This is a genomic window from Breoghania sp., from assembly GCF_963674635.1.
Lineage (GTDB): Bacteria > Pseudomonadota > Alphaproteobacteria > Rhizobiales > Stappiaceae > Breoghania.
In genome coordinates, this window is record NZ_OY771475.1 from 1,495,846 (window position 1) to 1,511,063 (window position 15,218).

The following is a 15,218-nucleotide window of genomic DNA, read 5'->3' on the forward strand; positions in this document are numbered from 1 at the left end:
GAGAGCCCGGGTTATAGGCTTTTCGTATAGCCCTTTTGGGCTGCCTGCAGTCTAAGGTCGCAACCTGTATAGCAGGTCGTGCAAGCAGAATGACGGAACAGAGACGACGCATGAACGAGTACGAGGAATGGATCGGTCGCAAACGCCGTATGCACGACATTGTCAGCCCGCGGCTTGCCGAGCATTACGCGGTCACGCTGGACGAGATTCTCGCAGAAGGACCGGAGCTGCCAGGCATTCAGTGGTGTTTGTCGCCCGATGCGTTGCCCCCAGCAGATCTGGGACGGGATGGGCACCCGAAAACCGGCCTGTTTTTGCCGAAGCTGCCCCTTCCCCGGCGCATGTGGGCCAGCGGCGACCTTGAGATGACAGGCGGCCTGTGTCTTGGCGACAAGGTCACCCGCACCTCCACAATCACTGATATCAGCTTCAAGACGGGGCGCACCGGCGACCTGGGGTTCGTCACCGTCGAACACCGTTATGCGGTCTCAGGGGAAACCCGCATCAACGAACGCCAGATGATCGTCTATCGCGACGACCCTTCACCCGATGCACCCGCCCCAACGCCTCCTCAGGCCGACATCTGGCAGGTCGTCCACAAAGCGCAGGTGAAGACCAACCCAACGCTTCTCTTCCGCTATTCGGCACTGACCTTCAACGGCCACCGCATTCATTACGACCACCCATATGCAACCGGCGTTGAGGGATATGCCGGGCTGGTCGTCCACGGCCCCCTTCAGGCGACATGGTTGCAGAATGTCGCCACCACAGTTCTGGGGCGAACGCCGCGCAGCTTCACCTATCGTGGGATGGCGCCGCTCATCTGTGGCGCCACAGCAATTGTGGAAGCGCGCGGGAACGGGAAGGAACTGGAGCTTCGTGTGCGCAACGGGCAAGGCAATTTCGTCACCATGCAGGCAAGCGCCACCTGAACGAAGGAGCCTGCATGTTCGGGGCGATCAGTCAGGGTTACCGACCTCATCGATGACGAGTTCGCCTTCCCAGACACCGCGCCGGACCATATCGCGGGCGACGTTGAGCGTAAGCCTTTCCACCTCTGCGCAGGCCCGGGTCGCCGCTGTAGCGGGATTTCGGACGAGATAAACGGGACGGGAAATCGCCGGATCAACGACCGGCGCTTTCACGAGGCGTCCAGAGACAACGAAATCATGGGCTGCGGCCGGCGCAAAGATCGTATGCCCGGAGCCTCTGGCCACAAGTTCCTTTATCTGCGTCATGGCATCGAGTTCAGTCACGATGTTGAGTGTGATCCCGGCCTTGGCCGCGTAGTGATCCACAATCCGGCGCAGGCCGTGTGGCTCGCCGGGCAGAACCAGTTCCAGATCGGCCAGATCCGCCAGCCGGACCGGGGTTCCCGGTTCTGAGGCCAGTGGCCAGGCATCGGGCGCGGAAAAGAAATAGAGATGTTCGTTCAGGACATGGGTCGCCTTGAAATGCTCCGCGCCCTGGAGGTCATAGAGGAAGCCGAGCTCAACCGTCCCGTCTTCGACCCATCCCTTTATGAAGCCGCTCATGGCCTCACTGGCGCGCAGACGCACTGCGGGCAACTCGATGCGCACCGTCTCCGCCAGCGGAACTGACATGACCATCGAAACGGACGGAGGCAGACCGAAGCGCACCGTGCCCTGAACGACCTCACCGAGATCACGGATCTCGGCGATACAGCGGTCAACGCTGTCGGTGATTTCATAGGCGTGCCGCAACAGCACCTGCCCTTCCGGCGTCAGGGACGACCCGCGCGGCGAGCGGTCCACCAGCTTGACGCCCAGCTCTTCTTCCATGTTCACCAGATGCTGAGACAGGGAGGGCTGGGCAACGCCGATTTTCTGGGCGGCGGCTGAAAGAGAGCGCGCCTCGGCGATGGCGATGAAGTAGCGAAGCTGTCGAATATTCAAGGCGTTTCAATTCGCTCCCGGATTTCACCATCGCGTGTTGCAGCGCCGGGCCGAAACGCCCCGGCGGGCTCGCGCAATGGTCCGACAATACATCGGTCCCTTTCAAACGGGGGGGCTTTTCTTGCAGCCCTGCGGCGCTTGTTGCCCGCACGAACACATTCCCCATGCGCCGTGCGGGCCCATTCGGTGTCGACGCTCTAGTTGAAGGTGATGACCTGCCGGATGGCCTCTCCCGCCTCCAGACGGTCGAAGCCTTCATTGATCTCCTCAAGGCGGATCTTGTGGGTCAGAAGCCGATCCACTGGCAGCCGCCCCTGCGCATGAAGCGCCAGGAATTTCGGAATGTCCCGGCTTGGCACGCCAGAGCCCAGATAACTGCCCTTGAGCGTGCGTTCTTCGGCCGTCAGCAGCACGGCGGGGATTTCGAGCATCGCCTTGGGGTTCGGCAGGCCGGCCGTCACCGTCGCGCCGCCGCGCCGCGTCACGTCATAGGCGAAACGCAGGGCGTGAACGTTGCCGGTAAAATCCATTGCCGCATCGACGCCGCCCGAGGTCAGATCGCGCACTTCCTCCCGCGCACCCTCTTCCGCCGAATTGACGACATGGGTCGCCCCCAGCTCTTTTGCAATTGCGAGCTTTTCCGGCAGCCGATCGACAGCGATGATCTTTTCCGCGCCCGCCGCCCGCGCGGCCATAACGGCGGCAAGCCCAACACCGCCAAGCCCCACGACTGCCGTGCAGCAACCCGGCGTCACATCGCCTGTATTGAAGACGGCGCCCGCCCCGGTCAGCACCGCACAGCCCATGAGCGCCGCAATATCAAGGGGAATGTTCCTGTCGATCTTGACCAGAGAATTCTGCGAAATGGTGGCCCGCTCGGCATAACAGGCCACACCTGTCATGTGATAGACGGGCTTGCCGTCGCGGCTGAGACGGGTTCCCCCGCCGATCATCTCGCCCTTGCCGTTGGCCGCCGCCCCCGGCTCGCACAGTGCCGGACGTCCCGCGCGGCACGGCCCGCAATGGCCGCAACTCGGCACAAAGACGGAAATCACGTGATCGCCCGGTTCGAAACGCGTCACGCCGGGGCCCACTTCCTCAATGACGCCAGCGCCCTCATGGCCCAGCACCATCGGGATCTGCCGCGGACGATCGCCGTTGATCACCGAGAGGTCTGAATGGCAAAGTCCGGAGGCCTCCATGCGTACCAGAACCTCCCCCTCGCGCGGGCCTTCCAGATCGATCTTGCCGATGGTCAGAGGCCTCGTCGACGCATAAGGACCGGGCCGCCCGATCTCCTCCAGAACCGCCGCCTTGATTTTCATGCAATTTCCTCCCCTCCCACGCGCCCTTCTCGCAAGGACGCGGGCATCGTTCCCACTGTCTCAAATCGAAGCTGTTTGCTCCCTTCCCTCAACGATAGACCAGAGAGACTGCAGATGGCTTGCAGATTTTGCGGATCATCCCTGGTTACATCGTGGGCCTGATGCGCCCGAAAATGCAAAAGCCGCTGCGATTGCAGCGGCTTGGGTATTTTCCCTGACAAGTCGATTCCATCAGGGGAGCCCCTTGATGCGCCGAAGGCTACATCTTTGCGACCCTCGCATCGTAGCAGGCGCGCATCGCGCCCTCCTGCCCTGCCGGATATGGCGTTTTGGGTTGAAAATCGTCAAAGGCCATTTTGCGCGGGCCGTCCGGACGTACCTTGAACCCGGTGACCGTGCCGCCGTTCTGCCTCACACAATCTGTGTAGACGAAACCATATTTGCCGATATCCGGCCCACTGCTGGTGACGCACCCACCAAGAGACGCACCAGCAACGACCACGACCACAGCAGCAGCCAGACGACCGCCAGACTTCAAAACTCGCATTCTATCTCCTATCAGTATCCGCAGGATGCAACACGCAAGAATATAACGCCATAGGTGGCCGCTAAGCAGCGCAACGCGCCTGCGGCATTTTTGACATCCAGCACATAAGCAAACGCCCGGCCAATGATGAACCAGCCGGGCGTTCAGTTTGATTTGCGCAAATCTGCCTAATGGAGGATCTGGCTCAGGAACAGCTTGGTGCGTTCGTGCTGCGGGTTGGTGAAGAACGGCTCGGGCGCGTTCTGTTCCACGATCTGGCCCGCATCCATGAAGATCACCCGGTTGGCGACCTGACGGGCAAAGCCCATTTCGTGGGTCACGCAGAGCATGGTCATACCTTCTTCTGCAAGACCCACCATCACGTCCAGCACTTCCTTGATCATTTCAGGATCCAGCGCGGAAGTCGGCTCATCGAAGAGCATGATGCGCGGGCTCATGCAGAGCGAGCGGGCAATCGCGACGCGCTGCTGCTGGCCGCCGGAAAGCTGGCCGGGATATTTCAGGGCCTGCTCCGGGATCTTCACCCGTTCCAGATAATGCATGGCGACCTCTTCCGCCTGCTTCTTTGGCATCTTGCGCACCCAGATCGGCGCAAGTGTGCAGTTTTCCAGAATGGTCAGATGCGGGAAGAGGTTGAAATGCTGGAACACCATGCCAACTTCCCGACGGATCTCGTCGATCCGCTTCAGATCGTTGGTCAGCTCGATGCCGTCGACGATGATGTCGCCCTTCTGGTGTTCCTCAAGGCGGTTGATGCAGCGGATCATGGTGGACTTGCCCGAACCGGAGGGTCCGCAGACCACGATACGCTCGCCGCGCATGACCTTCAGGTTGATGTCCTTCAGAACGTGGAAGTCGCCATACCACTTGTTCATGCCGACAATCTCAATGGCGACATCCGTCTCGGACACCTCCATCTTCGGCTTCGCTTCGGCGCTTGCTGCTGCCGTATCACTCATGTGTCTAGCCCTCAAAGATGTTGTCGGGCGCGCCGGAGACCGGCGCGCCTGTGGTTATCGCCAATGACTACCGCTTGTGTCCGGTGTGCAGCCTGTTTTCCATGAAGAGTGAATAGCGCGACATGGAGAAACAGAAGATCCAGTAGATCGCGGCTGCAAAAAGATAACCCGTGTGGCTTTGCGACGGCGTCGCCCATGTGGGGTCTGTATACGAGGACTGGATCTGTCCGAGCAAGTCAAACAAGCCGATGATCAGAACAAGGGTCGTGTCCTTGAACAGGCCAATGAAGGTATTCACGATGCCTGGAATAACAAGCTTCAGAGCCTGCGGCATGATGATGAGCCACATCATCGGCCAATAACGAAGACCCAGCGCCATGGCACCTTCATATTGCCCTTTCGGGATCGCCTGAAGACCGCCGCGCACCACTTCGGCCATATAGGCGGACGCAAAGAGCGCGACACCGATCAGCGCCCTCAGGAGCTTGTCGAATGTCGTGCCCTCAGGCAGGAACAACGGCAGCACCACCGAGGACATGAAAAGCACGGTGATGAGCGGTACGCCGCGCCAGAACTCGATGAAGATGATCGATACCAACCGCACCACTGGCATGTTGGAACGCCGCCCCAGCGCGAACATGATACCGAGCGGCAAGGAAGCCGCGATACCCGTCACCGCGATGACCAGCGTGACCAGCAGACCGCCCCAGTAGGACGTCTCCACGATCTTCATGCCCAACCCGCCGGTCAGCAGATAATAGGCAGCGATCGGAAATACGACCAGCATATAGGCCAGATTGATCCGCTTGAATGGCGCAGAAGGGATCAACAAGGGGACCAGCCCGATGGCGAACCCGGCAAAGACGAGATCCACCCGCCAGCGCTCTTCGACCGGGAACCGGCCATAGATGAACTGCGGGAAGTAGTCCTTGATATAGGGCCAGCAGGCACCGTGCGAGGCCAGGCAGGCCTCGCGGTTTTCACCCGTCCACACCGCATCCACAAAAGCAAATTTGATCAGGGGTTCCAGCAGGCTCCCCAGGATCAGGATCCCGAACAGGGTCAGGACGGTGTTCCCCAGCGAGGAGAAAAGGTTCGCGCGAAGCCAGCCGAGCAACCCACCGGTCGCGACCGGTGGCGGGAGGACGGGCGCCATTTCCTGGCGAACGAAACGAAAGTCTGTTGCAGCCATGTCCGTTCCCTACCGCTCCACCAGCGCCATGCGCTGATTGTACCAGTTCATGAATGCCGACGTGGCGAGGCTCAGCGACAGGTAGATGAGCATCCAGATGCCGATGATCTCGATGGCCTGACCGGTCTGGTTGAGCACCGTTCCGCCCACGGAGACGAGGTCCGGATAGGCTATGGCGACGGCCAGAGACGAATTCTTGGTCAGGTTGAGATACTGGCTCGTCAGCGGTGGAATGATCACGCGCATGGCCTGCGGAATGACCACAAGACGAAGCGTCGGACCGGGCCGCAAGCCAAGCGCGCCTGCGGCCTCGGTCTGACCGTGACTGACCGCAAGAATGCCCGCGCGGACGATTTCGGCGATGAAGGCCGCAGTGTAGATCGCCAGAGCCAGCGTCAGGGCCACGAATTCAGGCGTCAGCTGCAGGCCGCCCCTGAAATTGAAGCCCTTGAGTTCCGGAAATTCCACACCGATGGGACGCCCCATGACCAGATAGCTGATCAATGGCAGGCCGATGATAAGGCCGAGCGCGGTCAGGCCGGAGCGAAAGGGCTGACCTGTCGCCATCTGCCGCCGGGTCGCCCATATCTTGACGCCGATCGAGGCGACGGTCGCCACGATCACGGCGATGCCGATGAGGGCCGAACCATCCTGGAACAGGAGCTTCGGCCCATAGATGCCGCGGTTGTTTACAAAGATCGCATCCAGAAAGGTGAGGCTGTTGCGCGGATTTGGAACCGCGCGCAACACCGCGAAGTACCAGAAGAAGATCTGGAGAAGCAGCGGAATGTTCCGGATGGCCTCGATATAGACGTAGGCGAGCTTGGAGATGATCCAGTTGCTCGACAGCCGCGCTACCCCCACGACGAAGCCGATAATGGTGGCAAAGAGCACGCCAATGAAGGCGACCAGCACGGTGTTGAGAAACCCGACCAGCAAGGCGCGCCCGTAATCGGAGGTCTCCGAATACTCCACCATCGTCTGGATGATGCCGAAGCCCGCGGTATTGTCGAGAAAACCGAAACCGGATGCGATGTTCTGCCGTTCGAGATTGACAGCCGTGTTGTGAATGATCTGCCAGCCGAAAAAGATGATCAGCCCCACAACCACCAACTGGTAGAATGTGCTGCGCACCACCGGATTGTTTATGAACGACGCGCCGGACGGTTTTCCCGTCGGAACTTGGTCCTGAATAGCCATTGTCCTCGCCCATTCCCTGCGACAGCGCGCGTGTTCGCTTGCCTTGTGGCGCACGACGTCCTGCAAGCACGCTGCCGGGCGTTAAGCAATCGGTCCTGTCGGCATTTCGAACAGACATTGTCTGCCGCAGAATCAATGCGGCGACCGCGTCCTTCGGGAAAAGGTCTTCACAGGCGCAAAACTGCCACCGGGGAAACGAGACCCGCATCGCGACCCGAGACGAAGGCCCGCGCGCGCGGTGTTCCAAAAGCGTGCGGCCCTTGAACAATCTCGAACAAGCCACAACGCATCACGTCCGGCGTTGACCCGAATATAAAGCGCTCAACAACCGGAACCATTGGTCTCAAGCATCACGGAGCCCGGCCCGTAACGGACCCACTATCCGTCATTCCCCCATTTCCGTTTTTCCCGGTCCGGCAGGACCGGAACAAGAGATCCGGAAAGATCGCCACCCTCAATTCCTGCGGCAACCCGGCAACAAGCCCCGTCTGGCCGGAGAACCGGCCCCTTTTCCTCACATCCATCAGCCGAAAGAGCAGAACCGGATGCGGCACGTCCGGCTGACCAAAGATCAGCCGGACGCAACGGGTGTCTTAGCGAACCGGCGGGGCGTACATGATGCCGCCCTTCGACCACAGCGCGTTCAGGCCGCGCGAGATGCCGAGCGGGGTGTCCGGACCGACATTGGCTTCAAAGGATTCACCGTAGTTGCCCACGGCGGCAATGATCTTCACGGCCCAATCCTTGTCGAGACCAATGGCCTCACCATAGGCGCCTTCGGTGCCGAGGAGACGCTTGATGGCCGGGTTGTCGGACCCCTTCATTTCTTCGACATTGGCCTTGGTCACGCCGAGTTCTTCAGCATTGACCATCGCAAACAGGGTCCACTTGACGAGATTGAACCACTCGTCGTCGCCCTGACGCACGACCGGACCAAGGGGCTCCTTTGAGACGATCTCCGGCAGCACCATGTGTTCGTCCGGGTTGGTCAGCTTCAGGCGCTGAGCGTAAAGGCCAGAGGCGTCGGTGGTGTAGACGTCGCAACGGCCTGCATCATAGGCCTGCACCACTTCATCGGCTTTTTCAAAGGCAACGATCTCATAGGGCATGTTGTTGGCGCGGAAATAATCCGCGACATTCAGTTCCGTGGTGGTGCCGGTGTTGGTGCACACGGAAGCGCCGGACAGTTCCAGAGCGGAAGAAACGCCGAGGGACTTGCGCACCATGAAGCCCTGGCCATCATAATAATTCACACCCGCGAAATTCAGGCCGAGCGTGGTGTCACGGGTCATGGTCCAGGTCGTGTTGCGCGACAGGACGTCGATCTCACCGGACTGCAGCGCAGTGAAGCGCTCCTTGGCGGACAACGGCGTGAACTTGACGGCGGTGGCATCACCAAAGATCGCGGCGGCCATGGCCTTGCACAAATCCACATCAAGACCGGTCCAGTTGCCGCTGGAATCGGGAGACGAGAAGCCCGGGAGCCCCTGGCTCACACCGCACTGTACGAACCCCTTGGCCTTGACGTCTTCAAGGGTCGTGGCCTGTGCGGCGGAAACCGCAAGACCGAGTGCAGCCCCCACTGCGAGCGGCAAGATTTTCATGTTCATGGATTAAAGCCTTTTCTGTTGCCCGGTTGATGCTTTAGCCTATTGGAGGTGAACCAGTGTAAATCCTTATCTTGTTATTGAGATTGACACTTCGACCATCCCCGCACGGATACCCCCGCATGAATTATCAAGGTCACTAGGCGCGGAATAGCGCGATCACCCCAGACACTTATTCGAAGCCATTTAGAAAGTTCGGTCAAGAGCCCCATCCAACTTGACCATTTTCATGATGCCTTCTGCCTACCCGAACGACACTTGCAAACGCACAGAACACGAACATGATCAAGAAACAGACAAACACCTCCCATCGCCCCGACACTGTCCTCACCCATGCGGGCCTGCACCCGCGGGACTATCATGGCTTCGTGAACCCGCCGGTGGTCCACGCCTCCACGGTTCTCTATCCCGACATGGACACGATGAAGTCGCGCGGGCAGCGTTATTCCTATGGCCGGCATGGAACGCCCACGGTGGAGGCTCTTGAGGAAGCCTTGACCGAGCTTGAGGGGGCCGCGGGCACACGCCTTGCCCCGTCGGGCCTGGCAGCCATCGCGCTGGCGTTGCAGTCCTGCCTTTCCAAGGGCGATCACCTGCTCGTATCGGACTCTGTTTACGGCCCCAACCGCAATTTCTGTGAGCGGGTTCTGCCGCGCTGGGGTGTCGAAGTCAGCTACTATGCCCCGCTTGATCTCGATGCGCTGAAGGCCGCATTCAAGCCGAACACACGCGCCGTGTTCACCGAAGCACCGGGCACGGCGACCTTCGAGATGCAGGACATTCCCGCCATCTGCAAAATCGCACGTGCGCATGACGCGCTCGTACTCATGGACAACACATGGGCCACCCCGCTCTATTTCAAGCCCATCGAACACGGCGTCGATCTGTCGATCCAGGCAGGCACGAAGTATATTGTCGGCCACTCCGATGCGATGCTGGGCACCATTTCGGCCAGCGAACGCGCGTTTGAGGATTTGGCGCGGATGTATTCCGACACGGGCACCTGTGTCGGACCTGACGACGTTTATCTCGCGCTGCGCGGCCTGCGCACCATGGGGGTTCGGCTGGAACGGCACGAGAAGAATGCGCTGGAGGTGGCCGGCTGGCTCCGCGAGCGCGCCGATGTTACCAGCGTTCTCTATCCCGCGCTTCCCGGCGCACCGGGCCATGATGTGTGGAAGCGCGATTTCACCGGCGCTTGCGGCTTGTTCGCCTTTGAGCTGGAACAGGCCGATGACGAGGCTGCCAAGGCGTTCTTCAACGCGCTGGAACTGTTCGGGCTGGGCTATTCATGGGGCGGCTTTGAGAGCCTCGCCACTTGGCCCGATCCGAAGGAGGCGCGCTCGGCGACCGCCTGGGAAGGTCACGGTCCGCTCGTGCGTGTGCATATCGGCCTGGAAGACCCGGCCGACCAGATCGCAGATCTGGAACGCGGGTTCGCCGCCTTCCACGCGGCCAAGGGCTGAACCGCGGACAAACGGGGAGGCGCGCCGCCTGCGCCTCTTCCCTCTTCCCTCTTCCCTCTTCACTGGTTCGGCAGCCCCACCGCCTCGCAGGACAAATGAAAACGGCGGCGACCTGTCAGGTCGCCGCCGTTTTTCGTTCTCATCGAGGAAAGGCCGTCGCCATTACTGGGCGCCGGTGGCTTCCTTCTGCTTCTCGATCAGCTTGTTGCGGGCCTCTTCGGCGCGCTTCTGAAGCTCGCTCTGCAGCTTCTCCTGCTTCGCCTGCAGGTCCTGCGGGCTCAGACCAGCACTTTCGAAGATCTTCGTGAAGCCGATCAGGGTCAGCTCCAGCTGCACGGGCTTGTTCTGCTGGTTCAAGGTGGTGAGAACCAGGTTGTTGCCCTTCTTCAGCGCGGCGATGAACGCGTCGTCGATCAGGAACTCGCCAACGCAGCCGTTGGAGAAGCAGATGTTGTACTTGCCGGCCTTCTGCTGGCCGCCGTCGACCTGCACGCGCAGACCCGGCTGGATCAGCATTCCCGGCGGCACGATGACCGCCATGGACTTGCGATCCTCACCCTCGACCTCGCGAATGGCGACCTGAGCCAGAAGCTGGCCGGTATCGGTCGACTTGTTCTGCAGGGTCATGCAGATCTTTTTCTGGCTCTTGGGGTCCGTGTTGCAAACCTTGGTCCACGCGGACTCGTCCGACGGCTGGGCCGTTGCACCTTCGGTCTGCGCAGAGGCTATGCTGGTTAAGCCGACCAGGGCCAGCGCAGCAAACGCCCCCTGCATTGCGGCGCGAACTCCGGAATACCTATTGGCCATACGAAATTGTCCTTGCTTCCCTAGTTTCTCGGTGGACGGCCCCAAACCATGGGCCCCGCCTCAAGAGACCGCCCCCGATAGTCAAGCCTTCCTTCGCCGCCAATTGCGGCAAGACGGTGACTGACCGTTCCGGGCCGCGCATGAATAGCGGTTCAATTTGTCAAATACCAGTCATTCCGACTACTACGAAGGACCGGGCAGCTCCCTTGTGTGATAGGATGCAGCTCAGAATCAACGCTTTTTTTCGAATATCGCCGGACACTTGCCGGATCTCACCGAAATGGTCGAAGTTCAGGCAGGCGGACGGGCGTCAGACATGACGGCTGCGCAGTTTATGGTAAATGCTTTCGTGTTCAAGGTGCTGCGCCTGTGTGCCAACCTTGCGCCGGAGGGCGGCAGTGTCCTCCTGAACGGTCGGGGAATCGGGCACATGCCTGTTCGTCCCGCCCATGGGATTCCCCCTGCCCGAACCCAGGCCTCAAAGCCTACCATGCGCACCGCTCAGGCAGGCATGCTGGCCGCGGTCATGACTGCCCTCATGGCGGGATCACTTGCCGTTTCCACCACGACGTCCCGTGCAGAGCCCTCCGTGGGGCTGGCCATGCACGGCGAACCGACGCTGAAAGCCGGGTTTACCCACTTGCCTTATGTGAACCCGGATGCGCCTAAGGGCGGGCGCATCACCTATGGTGTGCAGGGTACCTTCGACAGCCTCAATCCCTTCATCATCAAGGGTGTGTCGGCGCGGGGCTTGTGGGACTACCAGTTCGGAAACAACGTCTATGAGAGCCTGCTCGTGCGCAATCGCGACGAGCCGTTCTCCGTCTATGGACTTCTTGCAGAGACCGTGGAGACCCCACCTGAGCGCGACTGGGTGGAGTTCCGCCTGCGCGCAGGGGCCGCCTTTTCCGATGGCGAACCGGTGACCGCGGAGGACGTGATCTTCTCGCTCGCGCTGTTGCGCGATTCCGGTCGTCCGCATTATCGCTCGTGGTTCAAGAAGATCGTGCGCATGGAAAGCCGCGATGCGCGCACCGTGCGGCTGATCTTCAAGAACGGCAATGATCGAGAATTGCCGCTATTGATCGGCCTTGCGCCGATCCTGCCCGAGCATGCAATGGACCCGGAAAAGTTCGACAAGTCCTCGCTTGAGGTGCCCATCGGATCCGGCCCCTACACCGTCACTGATGTCGATGCGGGCAACTCCGTGCTTCTCACGCGCAATCCCGACTATTGGGGTCGCAATGTGCCGGTTAAGGTGGGGCACGACAATTTCGACGAGATCCGGATCGAGTATTTCCGTGACCGCAACACTTTGTTCGAGGCCTTCAAGAAGGGCCTGGTCGACCTCATAATCGAGACGGATCCGACACGCTGGGCCCAGAATTACGATTTCCCGGCGGTCGAGAACGGCGAAGTCGTCAAACAGAGCTTTTCCAACAATCAGCCTGCTGGAATGACGGGCTTCGCCTTCAATACGCGCCGCCCGATCTTTTCCGATATCCGCGTCCGCCGGGCCCTGACGCAGCTTTTCGACTTCGAATGGGTCAACAAGAACCTCTATTACGGCCTCTACACGCGCACAGTCGGCTATTTTGACGGCTCGGATCTTTCTTCCGTCGGTCGGCCGGCCTCGGATGCGGAAAAATCGCTGCTTGCCCCCTTCCCGGAAGTCGTGCCCCCTGAGGTGATGGCGGGAACCTGGCGACCGCCGCACACCGATGGGTCCGGCACCGATCGCGCGCCCCTGGCGCGCGCGGTTCGCATGTTGCGCGAGGCGGGCTGGGCCATCAAGGACGGCACGATGGTCAACACGAAGAGTGGAGAGCCGTTCGTCTTCGAGATCCTGACGCGGGCCGCCAACGAGGAACGCCTCGGGCTTGCCTATGCCCGCACGCTCAAGCGTATCGGCATCGAAGTTCGGGTCCGCACGGTCGATTCCGCCCAGTATGAACGCCGCCGCATCGGGTTCGATTATGATATGACGGTCGCCACCTGGCGCGCCTCGCTTTCGCCGGGCAACGAGCAGACGTTGCGCTGGTCGATGGCCAGTGCCGATCAGGAAGGATCCTTCAATTTCGCGGGCGCCCGCGAGCCCGCCCTCGACGCGATGATCGCCGCACTCTTGAAAGCGCGTACGCGCGAGAACTTCGTTGCGGCGACCCGCGCCTTCGACCGGGTGCTGATTTCCGGCTTCTACGCGGTGCCGCTTTTCCATTTGCCGTCGGATTGGATCGCGCGCTGGCGCCGGATCGTGCCGACGAAAACAACGCCGCTTACGGGCTATCGCCTGGACACTTGGTGGTATGATGAAACGGTTCAATGAACCCGCAAAGAATGTGCAGGAGGGGCGGATGATCCTGTCACCCGCATCCACGATCGAACGAAACCACGCCTCCGGCGTCTGGGGCCGCGTGGCGCTGGATGCGCTGTTCCGCAAGACAACCACAAAGCACCCCGAGCGTATCGCGCTTGCGGACGAGCCGAATCGCGCCTCTTGGACCAGCGGCGAACCCCGCAGCCTCACCTACGCGGAAGCGGACGCGGAAATCTCGCGACTGGCCGGGCTCTTCAAGGCGCTGGGTCTGACGCCTGACAGCGTGATCGGGCTTCAGCTTCCCAACACAACCGATGCGGTGATTATCGTTCTGGCTGCGCTTCGTGCCGGTCTTATCGTCACCCCATTGCCGCTCGTCTGGCGCGGCCGTGAGATCGCCGATTCTCTTTCCATGGCGAGCGCCAAGGCCGTGATCACCACCGACAGGCTGGAAAGCGCGGTCGCGGCAGACTGGATGCGCGACGCGGCCGTGGAAGTCTTCGGCCTGCGCTATGTGCTGGGCCTCGGTGAGGACCTGCCGGACGGGCTGGTCTCGCTTTCCGCCGTTCTGAATGAGGTTGGAGACGAGATCCCGCCGGCCGATATCGTGCGCGGTGAAAAGGCCGCGGATCACCTGGCCACGCTGACATGGACCATCGGCGCCTCGGGCAAGCCCCTTCCCGTTCCGCGCACCCACAATCACTGGGTTGCCGCCGGCCTCGCCACGATGCTGGAAAGCCGGATTGGCGATGGCGCGCATATCGTGCTCCCCTATTCCGTCGCCGGTCTTGCAGGCATCGGAAGCGGGCTGGTGCCATGGCTCCTGTCGGCAGGCACACTTCACCTTCACCATCCGGAAAATGTCGCGAGCATCGCCCGTCACGCCAATGCAGTGAACGCGGATTTCGTGGTCGTTCCAGGCCCGCTCGCCAAGCGTGTGTCGGATGGACTTGAAGGAAAGACCACGCTTGCCGCTGTCTGGCAGGCAGGCGCAGAGCGCAGCAATGACGCCATTTCCGGGCGCACGGTGGTGGATGTGACGCTCATTCAGGAATTCGCAGCGATGGCGACGCGCCGTGCGGGCGAGACCTATGCGCAAGACCTGCCCCTTGCACGCAGAGAAGGTACTGGGGGCATATCGGTCGCCGAGCTCAAGCTCGATACGCCGGATGGCGCTTCTTCCTCCGGGTCTGGCGCGGCAAGCCTTCTCGTGCGCGGGGCAATGGTTCCCGATGCCGCCTGGCCGGGTGCGCCGAGCGCGGATTGGCCCGATGCAGCGGACGGGTATCTGCGCACGCGCCTGATCGGTCTTGGCGACGGCAAGACCATCAGCCATCTGGACATCAACCCCTTCCTCGACAATTCGGGCCTCGTAGGCGGCATTAGTCTGGATCTCGCCGCGCTTGATGCCCTCTACAAGGGGTTTGAGGATCTTTATGACGCCGCCGCGTTCCTCGGAGCAGATCCTGTGCTGGGCACCCGGCTCTATACAGCCATCGTCGCCAAACCCGGTGCAAGCTTCGACGAGTCCGCCTTCGAGACCTATCTCGCAGACGCGAAGGTCGGTCTGCAAGCTCTCCCGTCGGGCTATATGGCTGTGGACTCCATCCCACGCTCGGATGCAGGTCTGGTCAACCGCAAGGCGCTGGAAAACCGGTTGCAGGATCTGAGGGAGGCCGGCTGAGCCTTGCCTTTTCGACCCTTGCAAAAAGAAAGAAACCCCGGGCGACGACATGATGTGTTCAAGCGTTGCCCGGCGGTCACGACCGTTTCCCGCATCTGTCATTATTAAGTATAAACGGACCTACGTGTTTGCGCGTTAGTCTCCGTTAAACGTCTCGTGCCAAGCTCTCCGACAGTTGAAAATTACAGGCTTCAAGAC

General features: G+C 60.9%; 12 protein-coding genes. 4 read left to right on the forward strand and 8 right to left on the reverse strand.

Annotated elements, in window-relative coordinates; all coding sequences use genetic code 11:
- Positions 1–110 precede the first annotated feature (110 nt).
- Complete coding sequence (locus ABGM93_RS06600; protein ID WP_321504559.1) at positions 111–932, forward strand: MaoC family dehydratase N-terminal domain-containing protein; 822 nt, start codon at positions 111–113, stop codon at positions 930–932.
- Positions 933–959: 27 nt separating this feature from the next.
- Here ABGM93_RS06600 and ABGM93_RS06605 read toward each other — a convergent pair whose 3' ends face one another.
- The 7 genes from ABGM93_RS06605 to ABGM93_RS06635 all read right to left on the reverse strand — a co-directional run bounded on the left by ABGM93_RS06605 (position 960) and on the right by ABGM93_RS06635 (position 8,749).
- The gene (locus tag ABGM93_RS06605) at positions 960–1,916 is read right to left on the reverse strand and encodes a LysR family transcriptional regulator (RefSeq protein ID WP_321504561.1); all 957 of its coding nucleotides are present in this window, start codon (positions 1,914–1,916) and stop codon (positions 960–962) included.
- 197 nt (positions 1,917–2,113) lie between these two features.
- The gene (locus ABGM93_RS06610) at positions 2,114–3,241 is read right to left on the reverse strand and encodes a zinc-dependent alcohol dehydrogenase family protein (protein WP_321504563.1); all 1,128 of its coding nucleotides are present in this window, start codon (positions 3,239–3,241) and stop codon (positions 2,114–2,116) included.
- A 259-nt stretch (positions 3,242–3,500) separates the two neighbouring features.
- Positions 3,501–3,788 carry a hypothetical protein gene (locus ABGM93_RS06615; protein WP_321504565.1) on the reverse strand — a complete coding sequence of 96 codons (288 nt, stop codon included), beginning with the start codon at positions 3,786–3,788 and terminating at the stop codon, positions 3,501–3,503.
- A 167-nt stretch (positions 3,789–3,955) separates the two neighbouring features.
- Positions 3,956–4,747: an amino acid ABC transporter ATP-binding protein gene (locus ABGM93_RS06620; RefSeq protein ID WP_319774079.1), complete on the reverse strand. Its 792-nt coding sequence runs from the start codon at positions 4,745–4,747 to the stop codon at positions 3,956–3,958.
- Positions 4,748–4,814: 67 nt separating this feature from the next.
- Positions 4,815–5,939 (reverse strand): amino acid ABC transporter permease, encoded by a 1,125-nt coding sequence (locus ABGM93_RS06625; RefSeq protein WP_321504568.1) that lies wholly within the window; start codon positions 5,937–5,939, stop codon positions 4,815–4,817.
- Between the two features lie 9 nt (positions 5,940–5,948).
- Positions 5,949–7,139: an amino acid ABC transporter permease gene (locus ABGM93_RS06630; protein ID WP_321504570.1), complete on the reverse strand. Its 1,191-nt coding sequence runs from the start codon at positions 7,137–7,139 to the stop codon at positions 5,949–5,951.
- 593 nt (positions 7,140–7,732) lie between these two features.
- A complete protein-coding gene (locus tag ABGM93_RS06635; RefSeq protein ID WP_321504573.1) occupies positions 7,733–8,749 on the reverse strand; it encodes an amino acid ABC transporter substrate-binding protein in 1,017 nt (338 codons plus the stop codon).
- Between the two features lie 278 nt (positions 8,750–9,027).
- Here ABGM93_RS06635 and metC point away from each other — a divergent pair, with 278 nt between their 5' ends.
- Positions 9,028–10,212 (forward strand): cystathionine beta-lyase, encoded by a 1,185-nt coding sequence (metC, locus tag ABGM93_RS06640; RefSeq protein ID WP_321504575.1) that lies wholly within the window; start codon positions 9,028–9,030, stop codon positions 10,210–10,212.
- 162 nt (positions 10,213–10,374) lie between these two features.
- Here metC and ABGM93_RS06645 read toward each other — a convergent pair whose 3' ends face one another.
- Positions 10,375–10,839 carry an invasion associated locus B family protein gene (locus tag ABGM93_RS06645; RefSeq protein WP_321504577.1) on the reverse strand — a complete coding sequence of 155 codons (465 nt, stop codon included), beginning with the start codon at positions 10,837–10,839 and terminating at the stop codon, positions 10,375–10,377.
- Positions 10,840–11,509: 670 nt separating this feature from the next.
- On the opposite strand from ABGM93_RS06645, the gene ABGM93_RS06650 reads away from it, so the two are divergent.
- Together ABGM93_RS06650 and ABGM93_RS06655 are read left to right on the forward strand one after the other, a co-directional pair.
- Complete coding sequence (locus ABGM93_RS06650; RefSeq protein ID WP_321504579.1) at positions 11,510–13,345, forward strand: extracellular solute-binding protein; 1,836 nt, start codon at positions 11,510–11,512, stop codon at positions 13,343–13,345.
- Positions 13,346–13,373: 28 nt separating this feature from the next.
- The gene (locus ABGM93_RS06655) at positions 13,374–15,020 is read left to right on the forward strand and encodes a class I adenylate-forming enzyme family protein (RefSeq protein ID WP_321504581.1); all 1,647 of its coding nucleotides are present in this window, start codon (positions 13,374–13,376) and stop codon (positions 15,018–15,020) included.
- Positions 15,021–15,218: the final 198 nt, after the last annotated feature.

Excerpts from the sequence above, each read along its gene's own strand:
- ABGM93_RS06600 (WP_321504559.1), top strand. The coding sequence starts at position 111 with ATGAACGAGTACGAGGAATGGATCGGTCGCAAACGCCGTATGCACGAC.
- ABGM93_RS06610 (WP_321504563.1), bottom strand. The coding sequence starts at position 3,241 with ATGAAAATCAAGGCGGCGGTTCTGGAGGAGATCGGGCGGCCCGGTCCT.
- ABGM93_RS06615 (WP_321504565.1), bottom strand. The coding sequence starts at position 3,788 with ATGCGAGTTTTGAAGTCTGGCGGTCGTCTGGCTGCTGCTGTGGTCGTG.
- ABGM93_RS06620 (WP_319774079.1), bottom strand. The coding sequence starts at position 4,747 with ATGAGTGATACGGCAGCAGCAAGCGCCGAAGCGAAGCCGAAGATGGAG.
- ABGM93_RS06625 (WP_321504568.1), bottom strand. The coding sequence starts at position 5,939 with ATGGCTGCAACAGACTTTCGTTTCGTTCGCCAGGAAATGGCGCCCGTC.
- ABGM93_RS06630 (WP_321504570.1), bottom strand. The coding sequence starts at position 7,139 with ATGGCTATTCAGGACCAAGTTCCGACGGGAAAACCGTCCGGCGCGTCG.
- ABGM93_RS06635 (WP_321504573.1), bottom strand. The coding sequence starts at position 8,749 with ATGAACATGAAAATCTTGCCGCTCGCAGTGGGGGCTGCACTCGGTCTT.
- metC (WP_321504575.1), top strand. The coding sequence starts at position 9,028 with ATGATCAAGAAACAGACAAACACCTCCCATCGCCCCGACACTGTCCTC.
- ABGM93_RS06645 (WP_321504577.1), bottom strand. The coding sequence starts at position 10,839 with ATGACCCTGCAGAACAAGTCGACCGATACCGGCCAGCTTCTGGCTCAG.
- ABGM93_RS06650 (WP_321504579.1), top strand. The coding sequence starts at position 11,510 with ATGCGCACCGCTCAGGCAGGCATGCTGGCCGCGGTCATGACTGCCCTC.
- ABGM93_RS06655 (WP_321504581.1), top strand. The coding sequence starts at position 13,374 with ATGATCCTGTCACCCGCATCCACGATCGAACGAAACCACGCCTCCGGC.